Annotated in this window: 14 protein-coding genes; 12 read left to right on the plus strand and 2 right to left on the minus strand. The window is 47.8% G+C overall.

Features of this window, described 5'->3' with window-relative positions; all coding sequences use genetic code 11:
• Nucleotides 1–138: 138 nt before the first annotated feature.
• From AC50YL_RS33340 to AC50YL_RS33350, 3 genes are all read left to right on the plus strand, one after another.
• Complete coding sequence (locus AC50YL_RS33340) at nt 139–1185, plus strand: hypothetical protein (protein WP_494837684.1); 1047 nt, start codon at nt 139–141, stop codon at nt 1183–1185.
• Nucleotides 1186–2223: 1038 nt separating this feature from the next.
• The gene (locus AC50YL_RS33345; protein ID WP_494837685.1) at nt 2224–3426 is read left to right on the plus strand and encodes a DUF3560 domain-containing protein; all 1203 of its coding nucleotides are present in this window, start codon (nt 2224–2226) and stop codon (nt 3424–3426) included.
• 467 nt (nt 3427–3893) lie between these two features.
• Nucleotides 3894–4634 carry a Fic family protein gene (locus AC50YL_RS33350; RefSeq protein ID WP_494837686.1) on the plus strand — a complete coding sequence of 247 codons (741 nt, stop codon included), beginning with the start codon at nt 3894–3896 and terminating at the stop codon, nt 4632–4634.
• 156 nt (nt 4635–4790) lie between these two features.
• Here the strand turns inward: AC50YL_RS33350 and AC50YL_RS33355 are convergent, their stop codons facing one another.
• Together AC50YL_RS33355 and AC50YL_RS33360 are read right to left on the minus strand one after the other, a co-directional pair.
• The gene (locus tag AC50YL_RS33355; protein WP_494837687.1) at nt 4791–5303 is read right to left on the minus strand and encodes an NUDIX domain-containing protein; all 513 of its coding nucleotides are present in this window, start codon (nt 5301–5303) and stop codon (nt 4791–4793) included.
• Nucleotides 5296–5796 (minus strand): HIT family protein, encoded by a 501-nt coding sequence (locus AC50YL_RS33360; RefSeq protein ID WP_494837688.1) that lies wholly within the window; start codon nt 5794–5796, stop codon nt 5296–5298. Before AC50YL_RS33360 ends, AC50YL_RS33355 begins: the two co-directional genes overlap by 8 nt.
• Before the next feature lie 242 nt (nt 5797–6038).
• On the opposite strand from AC50YL_RS33360, the gene AC50YL_RS33365 reads away from it, so the two are divergent.
• The 9 genes from AC50YL_RS33365 to AC50YL_RS33405 all read left to right on the plus strand — a co-directional run bounded on the left by AC50YL_RS33365 (nt 6039) and on the right by AC50YL_RS33405 (nt 21725).
• Nucleotides 6039–6251, plus strand: a complete 213-nt coding sequence (locus AC50YL_RS33365; protein WP_494837689.1) for a hypothetical protein — start codon at nt 6039–6041, stop codon at nt 6249–6251.
• A 377-nt stretch (nt 6252–6628) separates the two neighbouring features.
• Nucleotides 6629–8317 (plus strand): extracellular solute-binding protein, encoded by a 1689-nt coding sequence (locus AC50YL_RS33370; RefSeq protein WP_494837690.1) that lies wholly within the window; start codon nt 6629–6631, stop codon nt 8315–8317.
• 88 nt (nt 8318–8405) lie between these two features.
• Entirely contained in the window at nt 8406–9302 is an 897-nt protein-coding gene (locus tag AC50YL_RS33375; protein WP_494837691.1) for an ABC transporter permease, read from the plus strand.
• 10 nt (nt 9303–9312) lie between these two features.
• The gene (locus tag AC50YL_RS33380) at nt 9313–10188 is read left to right on the plus strand and encodes a carbohydrate ABC transporter permease (protein ID WP_494837692.1); all 876 of its coding nucleotides are present in this window, start codon (nt 9313–9315) and stop codon (nt 10186–10188) included.
• A gap of 72 nt (nt 10189–10260) precedes the next feature.
• On the plus strand, nt 10261–12024 hold the full coding sequence (locus AC50YL_RS33385) for a cache domain-containing sensor histidine kinase (RefSeq protein WP_494837693.1): 1764 nt from the start codon (nt 10261–10263) through the stop codon (nt 12022–12024).
• Nucleotides 11999–13675: a response regulator gene (locus AC50YL_RS33390; protein ID WP_494837694.1), complete on the plus strand. Its 1677-nt coding sequence runs from the start codon at nt 11999–12001 to the stop codon at nt 13673–13675. Before AC50YL_RS33385 ends, AC50YL_RS33390 begins: the two co-directional genes overlap by 26 nt.
• 17 nt (nt 13676–13692) lie before the next feature.
• Complete coding sequence (locus AC50YL_RS33395; protein ID WP_494837695.1) at nt 13693–14448, plus strand: phytanoyl-CoA dioxygenase family protein; 756 nt, start codon at nt 13693–13695, stop codon at nt 14446–14448.
• A gap of 613 nt (nt 14449–15061) precedes the next feature.
• Nucleotides 15062–19981 carry a sugar-binding protein gene (locus AC50YL_RS33400; RefSeq protein ID WP_494837696.1) on the plus strand — a complete coding sequence of 1640 codons (4920 nt, stop codon included), beginning with the start codon at nt 15062–15064 and terminating at the stop codon, nt 19979–19981.
• Nucleotides 19982–20486: 505 nt separating this feature from the next.
• Complete coding sequence (locus tag AC50YL_RS33405) at nt 20487–21725, plus strand: MBL fold metallo-hydrolase (protein WP_494837697.1); 1239 nt, start codon at nt 20487–20489, stop codon at nt 21723–21725.
• Nucleotides 21726–21732: the final 7 nt, after the last annotated feature.

Below are 21732 nucleotides of genomic sequence, written 5' to 3' on the forward strand. Positions count from 1 at the left end.
ATTTATCGACAGTAGAGAGCTTTTTATTTTTTATGAAGTAACACAGGTTAATGTCATTATATTGGAAAATAAATGGTTTATTTTTAAGTTATATCCATTCCATAATAGCGATGCATTTTAAAGTTAAGGGGCGATAGAATGAATAAACACGGCTTGTCTAGAAATATACCTGACTCAATAGCGAGGGAAATACGTCAGCGATGCGGGTTCGGCTGCGTGATTTGCGGTTTCGCAATAACTGAGTATGAGCATGTTGATCCTGTGTATGCGGAAGCAACTCAACATGATCCAGATTGCATTGTTCTTCTTTGCAAGGAGCATCATAGCCTTGTCACAAGCGGATTCTTGGATAAAGAATCTGTGAAAAAAGAAGCCCTCAACCCAAAATGCAAACAAGAAGGATTTTCACGGGGGGATCTTTATATTGGTCGAGAAGAACATCCCGAGATTGAAATGGGCACTGTTAAATTCAAGAATGTAAAAACGCTTTTAAAAATATCCGGCGATCCAGTTTTATCAATAACCCCGCCAGAGGAGCCGGGAGGACCGTTTCTAATTAATGCACTAATGACTGATCGGGATGGAAAGGAAGTCTTTAGAATAGAGAATAGCGTTTGGAAAACATCCTCAGATAATTGGGATGTAGAAATCGTTGGTTCCGAAATAACGATCCGAAAGGGCTCAGGGGACATTGTTCTGATAATTAAAGTTGAACCGCCACGAAAACTTGTTATCAAACGACTTGATATGGAGCATAAAGGAATAAGAGTGAAGGGTAAACTTAATCATAATTTTGAAGTGATGACTCCTTTGCATACTTCTGGCGCATTATTCGCTTCGGGTGAAACGTACCTTGAAAATTGCGATGATGGTATTGTTGTTGATTCTAATGGAAATCTAACGATTGGATCAGGCGGGGGAGAAAAGCGCATGACTTTCACAGGACAGCTTTTCGCTGGATCGCCCATAAAGACTGCTATTCCAAGGGAAGCGATTGATCGCATCTTAGATGAATTAGAGCCAGGAGTATTAGTAGATTGTTATGATATTGTCGATAAGCTCCCGAAAAAGTACAGGGAGAATAGAGATTATGCCTGGAGGGAAACCGTTAAGGCTATTGGCCCGAGAATAGAATCAGGAGAATTTGAAGACATGAATGAAAGAGGATTTAGAAAGAGGCCATAATTTCACTTAAAGTAATCATTTGTTCCGATAGCATTATGTGATCTAGAAAATTCATGAATTCTAGGTCTCCTACTCCGCAATATTTTTCATTTGAAGCAGGCGGATGGCATACATAGCGATTAATAAGGTCTGGACGATCGTGTCTAGGCCTTTTTTTCATGTCTTTTGAGCCGCATCGACAGGTAAGATCGGCCAATCGCTCCGATTTATCTTCGAACCAGAAAGGAGCCGTTTACTTCCTTCAAAATCCGATTCGATTCCCCTAGCTCGTTCAGTCGGGAGCCGCAAGCGAACAACTGGGTCTACGCCGACAACAGCGGCCGGCCAAAACCCGGTAGGTTCCATTGCGGCTCTTTTCCTCCTTTGCGTTCCGAAGTCGAGCACGCGGCCATCATTTTCACTTTCGCTACCGCTTCGTTTCAATCATGGTCACGCCAATCAGAGCACGGCATCCTGTCTTGCGACAGCATGCCGGAGTGCTGTGGGGGCAGCACGAAGAAGCAACGACAAAGGCAGCCGGTGGCCAGCGCAGGAAGTATGTCGGCGCGGCCGAGCAGCATATGGCGCTTTTCAAGGCCATCATTCGGGGCTATAACGAATCCGTCATCCTAGCCAACCGCATCGAACCTAGCCGTGCAAGGGCGGCTTGTCTCTTTCGAGAACGCCGGCCCTAGCGGGCAAACCCTTGCACGGCCAGAACCGGATGCGGTAAACGGGGCTTCGACGGCTTCGTTATACGAATGATTTTGTTCCTTGAAAACTCCATTTGCTTCCTACGGATCGCCAGCGGCGGCACCCTGCGTGATCCACCGGCAAGACCTTAAAGCATTCGCTCATCGCCGCTCGGGCTAGACCGGCCATCGTTGCCGAATGAGGGGTAGGAATCACGACTTCAAAGTTTGCCGCTTTTACCTGGTTGAGGAATCGAACGGGGAGACGATCCGCCCCGCGGCTGCCGTTTCAAGGCGCTACCGTTGATTCGAAATAGGCGTGCAGTCGAGACAAGTAAAAACTTACACAGGGAAGAAGGACATGAACATGACAAAACAATACGTGTTGAATCTCGAGACCTCCAAAATTGAGTTGCAGTTTTCGAAACAAGCGTTTCAATCTTTAACCGCGGATGAGAAAAAAACGATCAAAAGCGCATTTCTCTTCGCTGGATCTCGTTCCGTTTGGGTGTCCCGTTCAACCAATAATCATTATTCAGCTATCCGTGCCGCTGAACAACTCGGCTTCACAGATGGCGGAAAAATTGGAGAGTGCTTGTCCTTTGCGGAGGAAGTCGAACGGCAAGTCGAAAAAGCAGAGGCGCGGAGCGAACGCTTCGAGAAGTATGCGGATCATGCAGAGGCAAGAGCCAAAAACCTGCAATCCGACCTAAACGGTATGCGTGGGGATATTGCCTTTTTTACGCAGCCGATTATTGCAGGACATGCAGGAAGCCAGCGCTTTGCGCGTCAAAGAGAAAGAATGTATGACCGGTATCACAGGGGATTTGAAGAGTACCGCAAGAGCGAATCTTTCCGTGATCGGGCGCTAACCGCAGTGCAAACTGCAAGTATGAGTAAATTCGAGGATCGCTCCTATTTAAGTAACCGCATCGAAGAATGCAATAAAAATATCCGCGAATTCCAACGCCGAATGGATCGCGCAGAAGAGACCCAAAACGATTCGTACATGGAAACGCTCATCGAAAAAATGGAATACGAGTTGGATAAGCTTGCTTTTTTCCACAATAAAATGGACGAGATCGGCGGTGTTCAATTTAATAAAGAAAACCTAAAGGCGGGCTATCTCGTTAAAATTCGCGGCCGCTGGGATACCGTCGTTAAAGCGAATCCCAAGACCGTCGAGGTTAAGCCTGATGTTGTTCCGTATACGCTCAAGTACGCGTATGCCGAAATCAAGGAAATGAAAATTCCAGACGGATCGGTGGAAAAGAAAGTCGAAACCGCCGTTAATCCCTTTGAGGTCGACGACATTGTCATTCGAACTTTTATTGGCAGCGATCACATTTATAAAGCTTTCCAAGTTGTTAAAAAGACTGACAAATGCGTGACCATTAAAGAAATATATATCGAAAACAATATTCCCCAGCGTAATAACTTTAAAATTGGATCTCAAGAGAGACGTGCAGTTCGGCAAAATCGAGATAAACAGTTTGTCGTTAATCATGATGATTGGTATCTCTACAAATATAGCAGCACAGAGAAACAGTCAATCGTTGCTGATCTGTAGCTGCATGTTTGGCAATTTTTTGGAAGGACGATTGAGGTCACTCGTCAAGTCGGCAAGAAGCTAAATCTTCGCCAGCGCCTAAGACTCGCTTATAAAACGGTCAGGGCGCTGGCTATTTTCTTCCGCCGTCCGGAAAAGGGTACCCAGCTATCCGCTGGCCTTTGATTGTCCAAGAGAATAAAACGCTAAGGAAGCCATCGCCGCCGCGATGAGCTTTCTTGTTGTTGTGGTATCCAACTGATCGTCCGAGTGAATTTGAGATTATCCGGATCGGTAAAGTCTTTCTATTGAAAATAAGACCTTCCCCAACTAATTGTCCATTGGCCACAATCTTAACATAGGGGACATTTATTAATAAGGCATCCTTACATCAAGTTTGAGCTGGACCTAACTCCACTATGTTCCGTCTAAAAAATATATCCTGTGATATAATGGTAATAAGGTATTCGGTTGAGAGGGAGTTTACTATGGATTTTAAGAAAATCGACCAACTTAAAAAGCAGCTTGACGAACTCAGACCTTTACCAGCCGCAGCAGTTAGAAATTTGGATGAGATTTATCGCATTGAGTGGACCTATAACTCCAATGCGATTGAGGGAAATACATTGACTCTTCTAGAAACCAAAGTTGTTCTGGAAGATGGGCTGACAATTGGCGGGAAGAAGCTAAGGGAGCACTTTGAAGTTATCAATCATGCTGAAGCGATTACCTATGTTACGGATATTGTGAATCAGCAGATCGTGCTAACCGAATATGTACTGAAGTCCATCCATCAGCTTGTACTCAAAAACATCGACGACGAAAATGCTGGACGGTATCGGATGATTAATGTCGGGATATCCGGTTCTGCTCATATGCCACCTAACTATGCAATTGTACCCGAACAAATGGAACAGCTGATTGAGTGGTATAACCAAGCAAAGCGTCATATACACCCGGTTGAATTAGCGGCCAGGGCCCATTTTCAATTCGTCTTTATCCATCCGTTTGCGGATGGAAATGGAAGGACAGCTCGTTTACTAATGAATTTAATCTTAATGGGATACGGATATCCGCCTGCAATTGTCAAAGCGGAGAATAACCTTCGGCTGCGGTATTACGAAACGCTTGAAGAAGCGAGTGTGAATGGAAACCTGAATCCGTTTATTGAGCTTATCGCTTCTTGCGTCGAAGAAAGCTTGCAGCGCTATATTAACGTCGTGCAATAACTGACCATAAGCTCGTGCGGTCTTTCGAATTGCAAAACCGTCAGGCTCTGAAAAATAAGTATTAGACTGACCCTAAAAACGGAACAGCAGCAGTCATGGACGTGAAAATAAAGTCCTAGACTGCTGCTGTTTTGTTGAATTAACGTACCCGTTAGTTTAATACGAGACCTTAATCTTTTCCCAATCTTCTAGTAAGGCCCAAGTAATTTCGGGTTCTCCTTCTACTGATTTCATAGTCCCCACATAAATTTCAGATGAAGTTTTGTTCGCAGAATAATGTTGAAGAATGTATTTCGTGGTAGCGGTCATATTTAATCCATCAGTAAATTTAAGGTCGATCCACGAGAGTTTGCCTTCCTCACTTTCACGTACAGCCATGTGCTTTACATGTGAAAAGTATACATATTGGAGTCGGATTTCTGTCTCTTTAATCCTTAATATTATGTATTTGAGCTCCAATCCTAGCAGGTCACCGCTTATTAAACCGGTCTCCTCCTCTACTTCCCTTAAACATGCTTCACTCGGATTGTTGATTTCATGCGGCTCTAAGTGCCCTCCAACTGGAACAACCATACCAGATACAAAACTGTTGTTTTGGGGCTTCTCCATTAATAACAATTGATCTTCATGAATGAGAAAAGCTACTGACATTTGCCTTAAATTAATCATGCAATCCACCTACTTTAATCTGAACATTTAGATGTACCCAAGAACGTAACTTATCAGCATACAACTGACGTTCCTCGGGATCTGATTGATAACCCTTTGTCAGATACAGTTGATCGTTCTCATATCTTGGATAAACATGAAGGTGATAATGCCATACATCTTGATTACCTGAAGGTTCATTATGCTGTCGAGTGGATATCCCATCACATTCATATGTGCTTTTCATTGCAAATGCTGCGATTTGAGCGGCGCGGTGAATTTCAGCAGCTAACTCCGCTGGGAGCTCAAAGATGTTCTCAAAATGTTGATTAGGAACAATAAGAACATGTCCTTTATTATTTGGCCACCACTTGCTCGCTATAAATGCAGTTACATATTCATTCTGGTAGATAATGTCTCTTTGTTTGGTTCCTTTATTAGGTCGCTCGATCCCCGAAACAACTCGGCAAAATGGACATTCATATCCGTCAGGCTTATGTGAATATTTTTCCATCTCCTTATTCAATCCCTTCATATGTTTTCTACTAGATCTTAGACGTATGAACTTGCAGTTAGTTACGTTAACCTGCCCGTTAGCTTAATGACCACCCGCAGTCTACAACTTTATTTTCACGGTCTAATACTTTATTTTTCAGTCTAATACTTTATTTTTTCATGACACTGGAAGCCGGGCCGGTTTGCTGCCGTTCAGAAGACGGCTAGATCGGGGATCTACTGCTGGAAGGTACGGTCAACATGAAGCCGAACGAGAACTTGGAGGTCTGCGCAATCCAGACAAAGGAAGACCGGAAGCGGCTGTACATCATGAAATGGACCTTCAACGGGGTCGAGCGGTCGAACCATTACGTCTCCGGCCATGTTGCTTACGATCTGGAGCAGTACAAAAAATGGCACGCCGTCATTGAGGCTTTGCCCGGCATATTCGACAGCTGGACATGCTTCCGGTGAACCCGGCGGATGTGAGCGCGAGGTCTAGATGACACAACCTGAGTCCCCAGAAAACATCCTCAACCATGATTGCTTATAGCTGTGGTGTTTGCTAGTCTGACAGAAGAAAAAACAAAAAGGACCGTCCCGAGTGGAGCGGTCTTTTTGCGCAGCGAATTTTTTCTCCTTTCATTTTGAATCAGTCGCGCACCGAGAGATGCGCGCTGTTATCCGGAATGGGGCGGTTTTCCGTCTGAGTTCTAATGTCCGGCGGCCTTTTCCGCGAAAAGTTAGCATTATTATACCTAGGTTATGTTTTTTATAGGTTACAAATGGGAAGCGCTTACTTACAATTTGTGTAGATCCAGTAATAACCACGAAACCGGAGGATGAAAACGATGAAATGGTTGGGAACAGGACTGAAAACGGCATCGGTTCTTGTGGTAAGTGGAACGCTGCTTATGACCGGCTGCGCGAAGGGGGATGCGCCGCAGTCGGAGGGCGAAACGCCTTCGAGTGGTACTGGCACGGAGACGCTTCAGCAAGGCGGTTCCACCAAGAAGGACGGCAAGTATGATCCTCTTGTCACGATTTCGACTGGCGCATGGATCGGCGGCGACACGAAGTTTGTTAACGGTGATACGATCGAGAGCACGCCGATCATCCGCTGGGCCCATGAGAATTTGGGCATCGATCTGAAGTACAAATGGATCGTCGCCAAGCAGGGAGAAACACTGGAAAACAAAATCAAGCTTTCGATGTCAAGCGGTGAACAACTTCCGGACGTTTTGAACTTCGGAGACAAGGTGCTGCTTAAGGATCTTGCCGATTCGGGAAAAATTCAACCGGTCGATCAGATGTTCGACAAATATGCGTCCGATCGCATCAAGCAGCTATACGCCGATAATGCAGACGTCTGGAATTCCGTCACGATCAACGGAAAACGGTACGGTATTCCGTTTATTTGGACCCACCAATTCGATAACATCTTATGGATTCGGACGGATTGGCTGAAGAAGGTCGGGATGGAAATACCAACGACTTTCGACGAGCTCGAGAAGGTCATGGATGCTTTTGTCAATCAGGACCCGGACGGCAATGACAAAAAAGATACGATAGCGCTTGCCGTGGCGGGGAAAGATTCCTTGTTTGACTGGATGGCTTCGACGGATTGGGTATTCGGCAGCTTCGGCAACGAAATCCCCGGCAATTGGACGAAAGCCGCCGACGGGTCTCTGCAATATTCATCGATTCAACCCTCGATCAAACAAGGGCTTGCCAAGCTGCATGACTGGTACCAAAAGGGCTATGTCGCCCAAGATTTATCGCTTGACGACGCATTCAAGGCAGCGGAATGGTGGCAGAAAGGTAAGGCGGGTATCATCGCTGGGCCGGCGTGGATGGGCGGTTGGCCACTTCAGGACGTAACGGCCAACGTCAATGGGGCTGCATACACCTCTATTACATTCCCTGAAGGTCCTGGCGGGCAGGTCGCCCGTAAATCGACTGCAGGCGCCAATGGATTCATGGTGTTCAGCAAGGAATTTAATCAGTATGAAGCATTCTTTGATTACTTTGACGTTCTCTACGGACCTGCATTTCTCGATCCGAACTCGCCGTTTAAATATGGATATCAGGAGGATTACGATTATAAGCTGAAGGATGGCAAGATGCTTCCGAAGGATCAGCTGCCAGGAAAAAATGCACCAATCCCGATTGTGGGCGGCGTATCGCCGGGCCAGTTCTCGAAAGAAGATCTAGTGAAAAAGGCGCTGGCCGGTGACGCTTCGACGCCTTACCTTCAGTCAAGGGCACAGGATCCCAAGCCCGTGCTGGAAGGGCTGGTTATCAATGATGATTTGATAGGTAAGAGCATCGCCAATAATTTCACGGGAGCCAGCACCAAAACCATGAGCTCTAAGGCGGAATTGCTGGACAAAAGTGAGAAGGAAACGTTTATAAAAATAGTCTATGGCAAAGCGCCGATCGACGATTTCGACCGGTTCGTCAACGAGTGGAAGTCCGGCGGCGGGGATGACATTACGAAAGAAGTCAATGAATGGTGGCAGTCCGTAATCGCTAAATAACAATCCGACAGCGGTGGATCTCCGGAGCGGCCGAACTCAACTCTGGAGGTCACCTTGCCTGCTAACGACGATGGGAAGGTGCTTGCATTTGAAGGCTTATTTTCAAAAAACATGGCAGTTACAGATTCTTTTGCTGCCGACACTCATCTTCATTGTGATTTTTAGCTATGTACCGATTTTAGGACTGGTGATTGCTTTCCAAGATTACAAGCCTTGGCTCGGCTTTACAGGTTCGCCGTGGGTGGGTTTCTCCCATTTTAAATATATGTTCACGTATCCGGACAGCATCCAGGTAATCTGGAATACCTTCTTCATTTCCTTTTCGAAAATCGTGGCAGGCTTGATCGTGCCGTTCGTGTTCGCGCTTCTTCTCAATGAAGTGGCAAAAACAGCGTTCAAGCGCACGGTGCAAACTTTTGTTTATTTACCGCACTTTCTGTCCTGGGTCATCCTTGGGGGAATTCTAACGGATATCCTTTCGGTGCAGGGTCTGATAAACCGGGTGCTGACCGCCTTGTTCGGCACCGATCCCATCATGTTTCTAGGTGACGGAAACTGGTTTCGGGCGACCGTAGTCATTAGCGACATCTGGAAGGAATTTGGCTTCTCGACGATTGTATATCTGGCGGCTTTGACGGGCGTAAATCCGTCACTGTATGAAGCTTCGAACATCGACGGGGCCAACCGTTGGCAGCAAACGCTGCACATTACGATTCCTTCGATTATGCCCATCACCATCGTGCTTGCAACATTGTCACTCGGCAATGTATTGAACGCCGGCTTCGACCAAATTTTTAATCTGTACTCGCCGTTGGTCTATGACAAGGGAGACATTATCGACACCTTTGTTTACAGAGTCGGTCTTCAAGGCTCCAACTACAGCTTTGCAACTGCAGTAGGCTTATTTAAATCGGTTGTCGGTTTCGTCCTGATCGTCTTGACGTACGGGGCGGCCAATAAAGCGGCCAACTACAGAATTTTCTAAGGGGGACACCATGAACATCTCCATTGGTTACCGCATATTTAATACGCTCAACATGGTCTTTCTCGCTGCGGTCGCGCTTCTATGTATCGCGCCTCTGCTTAATGTGCTGGCGATTTCCTTTAGTTCGAAGGAACCGGCCGATGCAGGCCTCGTCGCCTTTTGGCCGGTACAATTCACGCTCAGTGCGTACGCCAAAACATTCGACAACGAGAATTTTATACGGTCATTCTGGATTGCCGTGGAGCGTACGTCGCTCAGCACGCTGTTGACCATGGCGCTGACATGTACCGCAGCTTATTCCTTGTCCAAAGATGACCGGTCGTTCCGGGGACGTACGGCGTTTGCCTGGATTATCGTATTTACGATGCTGTTTAACGGGGGGCTGATTCCCTCCTATTTGGTCGTTTATCATCTCGGGCTGAACAATACGCTAGCCGCGCTCATCCTGCCATCGGCCGTGAACGTGTTCAACATCGTGCTGATGATGAACTTTTTTCGAGGGATTCCCAAAGAGTTAGAAGAAGCGGCGCTGATCGATGGTGCAGGCCATTTCTTAACGTTGTTCAAAATCTATTTGCCCATTTCGCTTCCTTCGCTGGCTACGATCGGACTATTCACGATCGTCGGCAATTGGAATGCTTGGTTTGACGGGCTCATTTACATGTCCGATTTCCGCAATTATCCGATGTCGACCTTTCTTCAGACAGTCGTCGCTGCAACGGATTTTACGAAGCTTAGCACGGATCCTCGGAATTTCGCGAATTTGTCCGATCGTACGCTGAAGGCGTCGCTCATTTTTATTTCCGCATTGCCTGTGCTGATCGTTTATCCGTTCCTGCAAAAATATTTCGTTCATGGCATGACGCTTGGCTCCGTGAAGGAATAATGCCGGCTGTACGAGTAAGTGAAGGCTTGGTAGAATTGGGAAAATAAGCATCGCCTGAGAGGTGAAACGTCGATGAGAGTGAAATTCAGCATATTCGGCAAAATGGCATTCCTCATTTGTGCGCTGCTGATCCCAATCCTACTTATTTTTACCTATGCCAACGATAAGAGCACGAGCCTGGTGAAGAATGAAATCCGCAAGTCCAAGCTGAAGCAGGTGTCTGTATTCATGAACCAGATGCATGGACAGATCGAGCAGCTATCCATGTATTCCATGCAGTTGATGCGGGACTCGGATGTGCTTGATTTCCAGAATGCCATGGCCTCGACGAGCGGATATGACCGGGACAAAATCATCAACACGATTTACGAGAAGCTGCTGCTGGGCAGTATATCGACAAGCTTTCAGAACAGCATTACTTTCTTGGCTCCCGCCAACGATGTAGTCATCACGACCAGCTCTGAACAGCCGTTCGATCGGCAAACCTTTATCGGAAACGTTTCAACCGAATGGAAGTTGAACCGGTCAAGCGAATCGCTGGGTGACAACAGCTACTTCAGTCGTTTTACGGTCGAACCCTATTCCGCGTACAAACAGCCCGAGCAAGCGAATGCCATCATCCAGACGCGATTTCCCGTCGCTAATATTCGTCGGATGTTAGATGAATTCAAGCTGAACGGCGGCGATGACCCGTTCCTGTTCAATCCTTCCGAGGGTCTCATCGCGAACAGAACAGCCGATCTTAAGGTTGCGTCCGAGCTTCGGAAAGCGCTTCCGGGCAGGAGCTTAAACGATGTTGAGTCCATCATGATTCCGCTGTACGGGCAAACCTATATGATCAGCGTGGCACGGATTCCGAGTTTGGGCTGGTATTTGATCGATTATGTTCCAATCGAACAGATCTTAACGCCGATTCATGAGGTCAGCAGCCTCTTCTACGTGTCTGTCTGCCTGCTGCTCATTCTTAGCATTCTTGCACTCCTGCTGCTCTATCGGAATGTTCAAATTCCAATTAAGCAGCTGATTTACAGCCTTCGTGAAATGAAACGCGGGAACTTCTCGGTCCGCATGACGCAGCGGGGGGAAAACGAATTTTCATTCGTGTTTTCGAGATTCAATGAAATGGCTCAGGAGATTCAGCGGTTGGTGGAAAAAGTATATGTGGAGGAAATTCGTACGCGCGAAGCAACGCTCAAGCAGCTGCAATCGCAGATTAACCCTCATTTTCTGTACAATTGCCTGTTTTACATTCAGAGTATGATACGGCTTGGCGATTTGGATCTGGCTGAGACGATGTCTTTAAATTTGGGGGAGTATTACAGGTACAACACTCGCGTTGAAAAGCAAACTGTCCCGCTTCGCAACGAATTGAATTTCGTGGAAAATTACTTGGAAATCCAGCGAATGAGGACAAAGCGATTCGAGTATTCGATAGATGTACCAGAAACCATGATGAATCTTCCGGTTCCAAGGCTGATCGTTCAGCCGATCGCGGAAAACGCGATTTTGCATGGCATCGAGTGCAAGCCAGGTAAAGGCCAAATTAGGATTCGAGGCAGCCAGGATGGACGGTTTCATTATTTGACAGTCGAGGACGACGGTGTGGGCATGCCGCAGCTGGCCCTTCAACAGCTGTTGGATAAAATAAAACGCGGCATAGACGAAGAAATGGGCTGCGGCGTTTGGAATGTGCATCAACGGCTTGCTTATCTATACGGCGAAGGTTCCGGCATTGATATCCGCCTTTTGAGCACCGGTGGCATCAGGGTGACACTCATCTGGAGAAGACATCATGAAGAGGGGGAGAACGATGTTTCGTCTGCTCGTTGTGGATGATGAAGAAGCGGTCGTTAATAATTTGGTGCTAACCATGCCATGGTCAGAGCTGGACATATCGGAAGTGCATAAAGCGTTCTCCGCCACCGAGGCACTGGACATTCTGGAGGTACATGCCATTCATATCGTCATTACCGACGTTCGTATGCCCGGCATGTCCGGCTTGGAGCTTGTCCGGCAAATCGGAAAACGGTGGAGCCGGATAAAATGTTTGATCTTGTCTGGTTATGCAGATTTCGATTATGCCCGGCAAGCGCTCCAAAATCAAACGGTCGATTACTTGCTGAAACCTATTCGTGAAGGCGATCTCATGAAAGCCGTTGAACGGGCCATTGTGCAAATTCGCGAGGAATGGGAGTCCATAAGCTCGCTGAAGCGGGCTCAAGCAGCGTTAACCGAGCATCTTCCTCAGCTGAAAAGTAATCTGCTGGGCGAGTTGCTGCAGGGCAAGCGCTATTCCGAAGAGGCGCTGAAGGCGAAGCTGGAACAGTACAACCTTTCCTTCCATGAAGGCGATGCGTTCTCGTTAATGCTGGTGAGAGTGGAGGAGGATTTCACGGGACGCGACTTTCAAAGCATGTCGCTGATGGAGTATGCAATTATCAACATCGCTGAGGAGCTCGGCGAGCGTGACTTTGACCTATGGGCATGTAAGGATGTGCATGAACATCTCGTACTGGGCTTGAAGCCGAAGAACCGCTTGAATGATGGTACATCAGGCCATGGAAAAGAGTTTTTAACGCGACTGGTGGAACAGTTCGCGATACAAATCCAGGAGAGTGCCAAGCTGTACTTGAAAGTAGGGGTATCGGTCATTGTGGCGCAATGGTCTGAATTCTCGGTGCGCATCGGAGAGTTGTACCAGGAGGCGCTCTCAACGATGCGTGAGCGGCTCGGGAGTGACAAAGAGCTGGTCTTCGTCTCTGGAAATCTGGATAAGGCGGAGCGAAGAACGCACATGAGCCCGCTTAACCGATTATATGAACCGCCTGCGCTTTTGCACCTGTTGGATGCAGGACGCTGGGAAACCGTTCGCGAAAAACTGCGATCAATCTTCGATGAAGCGGAAAGTATGAGTAGGATGTCGAAAGAGTACCTGATGGAAATTTACTTCGTCCTGTCTGGTTCGGCAACTTATATTGCTCATAAGAGCGGGTACTCCATTATGGAAGCGATTGGGGACGATGCCGCACAGCTTTTTCTACAGCCGCCTCGTACAATTTCGGAACTGCGGAACTGGGCGGCGCGTGTTTTCGCTAAAATCGAGAACATGTTAGAACAGGATATGAAACGCAGCCGTTTTGGCATCGTTGAACGGGTACAGTCGTTTATCGAAGCTCAACTTTCCAAGGATGTCTCCATCCAATCCATTGCCGAGCATGTATATCTTCATCCCGTCTATCTATCGCGCATCTATAAACTGGAGACGGGGGAGAGTATTGGACAATATCTGCTCCAGCTTCGAATGGAGAAAGCTGCCGCGCTATTGAAACAGGGACAAGACAAAATCATGGATGTCGCCGCGATGCTTGGTTATCAGAATGCCACTTATTTTTCGAAAGTGTTCAAGGAATATTACGGATTGACTCCGCAGCAATTCCGCGATGAGGGCATGGCCTTTAACCGGAAGGAATATACACAAGGAAGATAATTGAAGGAGGAATAGAGATGGAGTTAACATATCGGCAGAAGCGGCAATTAATTGAACACGGCTATGTGAAGGTCCCGGGCGTCGTTCCGAAAATTATGATTCGAGAAACAATGAAGGCGATCAACCATTCCATTGGCAAAGGCATTCCGGCGGGCCATCACGGCGCGAACTATTGCAGCGAGTTGGAAAAAGAGCCGTTCGTTACAGACATGTTTAACCGCACACCGGTCAAAACGATTATCGATTCGCTGATCGGAGAAGATGCTTATCATCCGATCGGTATGGGGCAACTCGCACTGCGATTCCCGGATTACATGGATAATCCGCCGGATGACCTCGGGGCGCATCTGGACGGCGTCCTCCATGTAAAGGACAGCATTGCGCAAAATTTCACGGCACTTGTCGGTGTCATCCTGAGTGATCAAAGCGAGCCGGATCACGGGAATTTTACGGTGTATCCAGGCACCCACAAGGCGTATGAGCACTACTTTAGGGAACATGGCCCGGAAGTTTTATTCCGGGACGAAGGATTTCGCACGATACATCGATCGGCTGGCGTTCCGCTTTCGAAGCCGGTGCAAATCACGGGTGAGCCAGGAGATTTGATCATTACACATTATCAATTGGTTCATGCAGGCGGCATCAACCTATCGGACCAAATCCGCTATTCTACTTATTTTCGGGTTGACCATAAAGACCGTCATCACGATTGGCAAGCACCACTAGTAGACATGTGGCGTCATTGGCCGGGTCTCCGGACGACGCTGACATGAGAGGAAAAAGCTTTTGAAGGGTGTCAATGTGGGATTGGATGACATGGCTTGAACAGTATGAATACGGACTAATCGGTCTGGCTGTATTCCTTGAAATACTCGCTTTCAATTTGGCTGCTGCCAGTGCGGCTGCCTCAACGCCAAATAACCCCTAATCTTACGTTGAACGCCAGAGACGTGTAATAGAAGCTTTGATCCGAATGGAGCACATCTTCTAATACACGTCTTTTTTCTTGTCCATTGCGTGAGATGAACAAGATAATTTTTTTGTTGCTGCAGTTTCTCGAGTAAGCTTTTCCCTCCAGTGTTACGCTTTTGGCTGTTGTACTGTTCACCTGCATTCAACCATAACTTCAAAATGCCATAAAAACCTGATGATCACCCCATACTTCCGCTGTTTGGGGAGTGGTAGGCTAGTAGTTGTAATGGTTTCCATATTTAAACAATTCAAGAAGGAGGGTAGATCTATTGACTGCGCAGTCCATACAGCCGAGCCGTGTTTGTGTGAAAAGTAATCCAGCATCCACAAATGAGAGGACGTTCTAGGATGAAGCCAAGAAAAGGATTTGTTGCATTTCTATGTTCCGCGCTCGTTGCAGGACCTTTCTCGGCCATGACTGCCTTTGCGGCAGCAGGCTCTAATCCGGGCCCTGTAGATGTGACGCTTGGCACCAACTATAGCGAGCATGGGATTTCAACCTGGAGCGGGGATGGCGGCAGCGTCAACAACGTCACGTATGACGGCATATCCGCTTGGGAGACGAACCCGGCCAGCGGGAATCATTATATCTACTTGAATGTCGCTGACGACTTTATCAATGGCGGCACCAACCATGTTAATATCACGTTCGAATATTATGACGGTGCGGCAAGCGGAGATGGCTTTAGTTTCTCGTACAATTCGACTGACACGGCCTGGGATTACAACGTGCCGAAGACGTATTTGACAGGCAGTAACACCTGGAAAACGGTCACCTACACGTTGAGCGATGCCCAATTCTCCAACATGGAAAACGGCGCGGATATGCGCTTTGACACCAACATACCGGTCGCGATTCATAAAGTCACTGTCCAAACAGCAGCGGAGGAATCCGTACCAACAGCGATCAGCGTCGAACCTTCGGAAATCGAGATGAACGTGCAGAGTGTCCAGCCGATTTCTTCAACGATTCGAGACCAGAACAACAGTGTTATGAACAAGCGGAATGTGAATTGGACAAGCAGCGACCCGGCGGTGGCAGCCGTGGACGGAAACGGGACAATCAGCGCTGTCGAAGCCGGCACAGCGACCGTAACCGCTTCGTATAACGAGCTGTCCGTGCATGTACCCGTTACAATCACCAATGGTCCGGTCAGTGCAATCTTAGGCGCCGTGAACAATAATCGCGGCATCTCGGTATGGCCGGGCGACGGCCCTGGAGCAGCAGCAGTCACCTACGCTGGCATAACTGGCTTGCAGACGAACCCATCCACCGGGGCGTTCGGCATCTATGGGAACGTCAGCGACAAGTATATCTTCGATGGCAAGCATAAAGTTACCGTCACGATTGAGTATTACGACGCGCAGGTGGACGGCAAGCAGAATTTCAATCTGCTGTACGACTCGGTCCTCTATAACTGGTCTGGTGGACCGAACACGACCACTTATTTAACGGGGACGAACACGTGGAAAACGGTGACCTATACGCTGGATGACGTTAAATTCGCCGGCCGGGAGAACAATGGCGCGGATTTCCGGATCAATACCAGTGTGCCGATCGCCTTCCATCGCATTACGATCGAGAAATTTCCGATTCTGACCATCGAAGGCAGCAGCCCGAAGACGGGCAACATCTTTCTAACCTCGGAAACGCCGGCCATCAACCTGTCGTTCGGGAATCAGTTCGATACGACCGAGGATTTAACGGTACATTACGCTGTGCTTGATTATACCGGCAGCATTGTGAAGGGCGGGCAATTTGATGTGGATCTGGCGCCGAACGAGCCGGGCTTCGTCAAGCCACTGTCTTTTGGAGCACTGCCGAAAGGAACATACACGGTTCAGGTAGACGCTTCAACGCCGGATGGGACGACACAGCTGAATGAGAGCTATCATTTCAGCGTGATCACGGACCTGACCGGAAAGCCAGTCGCACCATTCCTTGGTATGAACAGCCATTACAGCATCAGCTGGAGCAATATCGATCTCGGTCTGCCGCTCATCGTGCAGTCGGGCGCGACCAATATCCGCGATGCACATGCCGACGTATCGGACAAGGCGGCCGCATACGGCATCGGCATGCTGACGGGTCTCAGCCTCTCCGGCTTCTCTCAGGCGGCGGCAGGCTCGGAACAGTATTATTCGGATTTCAGTGCGTACGCAAAAACGTATGCCGCATCGATGAAAGGCAAAGCCGAATACATGGAAGTGGGCAACGAGTACAACTCTGGTGGATCGGCTGCTGAATATTTCAAATTTTTGAAACTGGCCTATGCCGCGGTTAAGAGTGCCGCGCCGGATATGAAGGTTGTTGCCGGCGTTGCCTTTCAATACGACGCCAACTGGCTGAAGCAGCTGATCGACCTAGGCGCGTGCGATTATGCAGACGCGATCTCCTTCCACGTTTACAGCAACAACAATCCAGAAAACGAAGGGCTCGTCAGCAGCTTCCAGGATCTGCACGACTACATCCAAGGTAAAGGCATTACGAAGCCTATCGACCTTCTGCTCACGGAGACCGGTTACGCGACGCAGGATACCGGCTACGGCGGCCTGCCGGAAAGCACGTCTGCGGCTTATGCTGCGCAGTTGTACGTGACAACCTTAGCGAACAACGATTTGATCAAGAAATTCTATTGGTACGATTTTATGAACGACGGCACGGATCCTACGTTCTATGAAACGAACGGGGGCATTGTACGCTCTGATTTGACGGCTAAGCCATCGTTTGTCGCCTTTAATGCTTCCTCGGATCTGCTGGCAGGCGCATCGTTCGTCGAAGCGTACAATACACTGGACAGCAATATCCGAATCTATAAGTTTCATAGGGCGGCAGATAACAAAGACATCCTGGTGCTTTGGGCGAATAAGAATAGCCAGATCATCCAGCTTGGCCTTGGCGAGACCTCGGTAAGCGTCGCGGATCTGTTTGGAAACGAGCAGCAATACGACGCCATCGACGGAGCGGTCACCTTGACGGCAGCTGAGCAGCCGATTTATATGGTCGGTAACTTCTATCAAGCCCCGACGCTCGGTGCAGCGCCGGCGTTTACCCTCGATGCAGCTAAAATCAGTGCAGCGCCCGGCGATACGGCGACCCTCCACATTACGAGAGCTGCTGGCGCCGAGAATCTATCCGGCACGTACGCCGTCGAGCTCCCGGCTGGCTGGGAACTGACTTCCGGCGGGCAGTTCGACGCCGGTCAGACGACCGATACGCTCACCTTCACCGCTCCGGAAACAACGGATCAGGCGACAGGTGAAATCCGTATTTATCCGACGAGTAATGCCGGCAAGCGTTATGCTAAATTGAAGGTCGACATGCAAATGTCTGAGCCTTCAATCGTCGAGATGGCGCCGCAGGTTAATACAGAGGGAACGGGGTATGATCTTGCCGTCCGCATCACGAATCTCAGCAGCAAAGGCACGCTGAGCGGCGGTACGGTAACGGTGCTGCAGCCGGCAGCCATGACGGGAAGCGAAACATTCGGCACGATCGCGCCGAATTCGGTCGGCGAAGTCAGGTTCGCCGCACCTTCGCTCGATGTGTATACCCCAACGAACGTGAAGCTTCGAATCGATCGTGTTGACGGCAGCTCGCAAGTGATCGAGCGGAATTTGACTTCGCTCACCGCGGTGAAAGCGGATGCGCCGATCGAGATCGACGGTGTAATCGATCCGGGTGAATGGAGCAATGCGCAATCGTTTGCACTGCGTGACGCCTCGCAGGTGAAGCTGATGACCGATTGGGGCGGTACGGACGATTTGAGTGCTGCCGGCTACACGAAGTGGGATTCGGATTATCTGTACCTGGCCGTGAGCGTCACGGACAACACGGATTATAATCCGTATACGCCAGGGCTCAGCTGGCAGGGAGACGGCATTCAATTCACGATCGATCCGGGAAGGGCGCAAGGCCCTGGTACGATTAAGAGCAGCGAGAACAGCTTCGCGCTCAACACCGACACGGGTGCCGTCATGAAGAGCGGCGGCTATGGAGCGGGCAACTTGGAAAATTCGCTCGCTGAAATTAAGCGCGATGGCAGTAAAACGAACTATGAATTGGCGATCAAATGGTCAGACATCCTTCCGGCGGGTATGACGGCCGGAGCGGGAACTAACGTCGGGTTCTCTTTTTTGGTCAACGACAACGACAGCGCAGGACGCAGAGGCTGGATGGAGTATATGAGCGGAATCGGCTTCTCGAAGGATCCGAATTTATATGGTGATCTGATTTTGACGGACCGAACGTCGCTCGGTGAAGATAATCCTGCACAGCCAGAGACAACAGCGGTCGTTCAACCTGCACAGCCGGATGGATTGAACGGCTGGTACGTACATCCGGTATCGGTCAGTTTGACATCAAACTCGGATACGGTGAATACCGAATACAGCCTGGACGGTGGTACGACGTGGAAGCCGTATATGGATCCGTTGACGTTTGACCAGGACGGAACATACACCGTTTCTTACCGATCATCTGAAGATGGACAAACGGAAGAAGCGAAGTCGCTCGCCTTTAAACTGGACCAAACTGCTCCAACCGGAACGATTCAGTACAGCAGCACGGAACCGACTGCCGGACCGATAACGGCGGCGCTGTCAGCAAACGAGCCCATCACCATCACGAATAACGATGGCTCGGACAGTTATCTATTCACGACTAACGGTCACTTTACGTTCGAGTTCATCGACGATGCCGGAAATGCCGGAACGGCGGCCGCCGCGGTGTCCAATATCGCGTTGAAGAATAAAGGTGTGCCTGGAATGCCCGTCTTATCAACCGATAACGGCTACGATACGGGACTGCAAGACGGCGATTATCAGGTCACCATGAACATGTGGTACGGAAACAACGGCAGCACGTACAAGCTGTACGAGAACGACGTACTGATCGACACGCAGACGCTGACGGACAATGCACCACAGGCACAAATGGCGTCTACGGCGATCAGTGGTCATAAGAACGGTACGTACATTTACGTTGCTGAACTGACGAATGCGTACGGCACAACGCGAAGCAAACCGACGACCGTTATCGTAAAAGACGCTGCTCCGGCGAAACCGATACTATCCCATGACAACTGGGATATCGACGGCAGTTTTAAGGTCAGCATGAACATGTATTGGGGAACGAACGGTACGACATATCGGCTGTACGAGAATGATGTACTTATCGATGAACAGCAGCTGACTTCGCACACACCGTTGGCACAGTCCGCCGTAACCGCAATTGCCGGAAAAGCGGCAGGAATTTACACGTACCGCGCCGATCTTGTCAACGAGGCAGGCGTCACCTCCAGCGAAGCGATGAAGGTGACGGTAGCGAAGTAACAGCCTAACAGGTATCTTAATCCCACAGCTTAAGTCCATCTATTTTATTTTATTAGACCGCCGAGACCTTCGGTGGTCTTTTTTTTCGTGCCTACGAAGACTTTAACCCTCTTGACCATTGAGCTGATAAATAAGTATCCCAAGGAGGTTTCGGTTTCATTGAGCAGTACTCATTCTTGCCATATATTTACGAACAGTCCAGGCTTTTAAGGGGGATGGTGCGGATCGCTTAAGCACGTGCAGAATACTTTGGACTATCTCGAATTTCACAGTGAAAGTGAATAGATATGATAATGGTGAGAGAACAAGCGGAAGCCATTCGAAAAAACATACTTCACTTTTTCTAGCTTCCTACCTTCCTAGTCCATCAAATTTATCTTGAGATGATGCTGAATAAACTCTGCAAGTTACGGTTTACATTCCCTATTTTTGGGTATAAGCTGAAATCGTGTGGTAATTTAGTCCTGGATACTATTGTATTGGTTTGCTTTTGAAAGTAAGTATTATGGTTCAAATCAAGGAAGAGATAGAGGTGCTTTCAATGTTAAGTTCAAAAGTAGTGATGTTTCCTGCTAAAAATGGAGATTCATTTTTGATAAGTTGCTTTGGAGATTCTAATGTAAATATTCTTGTCGATCTAGCCTACCCTCAAACCTTTAGAAAATTTGTTAGGCCAGCACTAGAAGAATTGAATGACAGGAACGAAAAGTTGGAACTAATGGTTGTGTCCCACATCGATCAGGATCATATTGCAGGTGCAATTACTTTTTTAGAGGAAAATGGAAATTCCGAAGTTTCCATTATTATTAAAATAGATGAGATTTGGCACAATAGTTATCGACATTTATCTATTAGTCAACAAGTGAAACAATTAAGTAAAACTGAGCTAGAATTGGTTGAGCGAAGATCACGTTACATAGAAAAAGATTCAGATGATAGAACACCAGTAAGTGGTAAACAAGGCTCGAGACTTGCAGGTAATATATATTTAAATAAATATAACTGGAATGGTCAGTTTGATGGACAGGCGGTTTCTTTTAGAAAAAATCCAGTAACTCTAGGTAATGGAGAGGTTATTATTACAATCCTTTCTCCTACTGATAGCGAACTAAAAAACCTTGAAAGAGTATGGAGAAAAGAACTTCACCGGACATTTCAAGGGGTCCCCTTGACTTCCGATAATTGTTTTGATGACGCTGTAGAATATGTATCTGAATATCTAGAACCGAAGGGGCCAAGAAACTATAGAGAGAATGCTTCGGGAACAAATTCATTAAAAAAGCTGTCAGTGTCCACATTTATAGAAGATACCGATGAAATTAATTGCAGTTCAATTACATTTATTTTAGAACACAAGGGTAAAAGAATGTTGTTACTAGGCGATTGTCCACCATCAATAATAATTCGCCAATTAAACAACTTTTTTTCAGTTGTAGAAATGCCTGTAAAGTTTGATTTGATTAAGGTTTCTCATCACGGGAGTCAGTTCAATACAAATCTTGAGCTATTGCAAATGATTGACTCGGAAAATTACTTAATCTCTACAAATGGTTCGGGACATGGACACCCTAGCGTAGAAACTTTAGCCAGGATTGTAACGCGAGAATCTAATTTCAAAAGAAATTTATATTTTAACTATCGTACTCCCGCAGTATCATTTTTGGAAAGAGAAGATTGGAAAAAGGAATTTAATTATGAAGTGATCTGCCCGAGTACTGAAGAAAATGTAATTGTGCACGTATAGGAGGGAG

It is taken from the genome of Paenibacillus sp. J22P277, assembly GCF_059383675.1.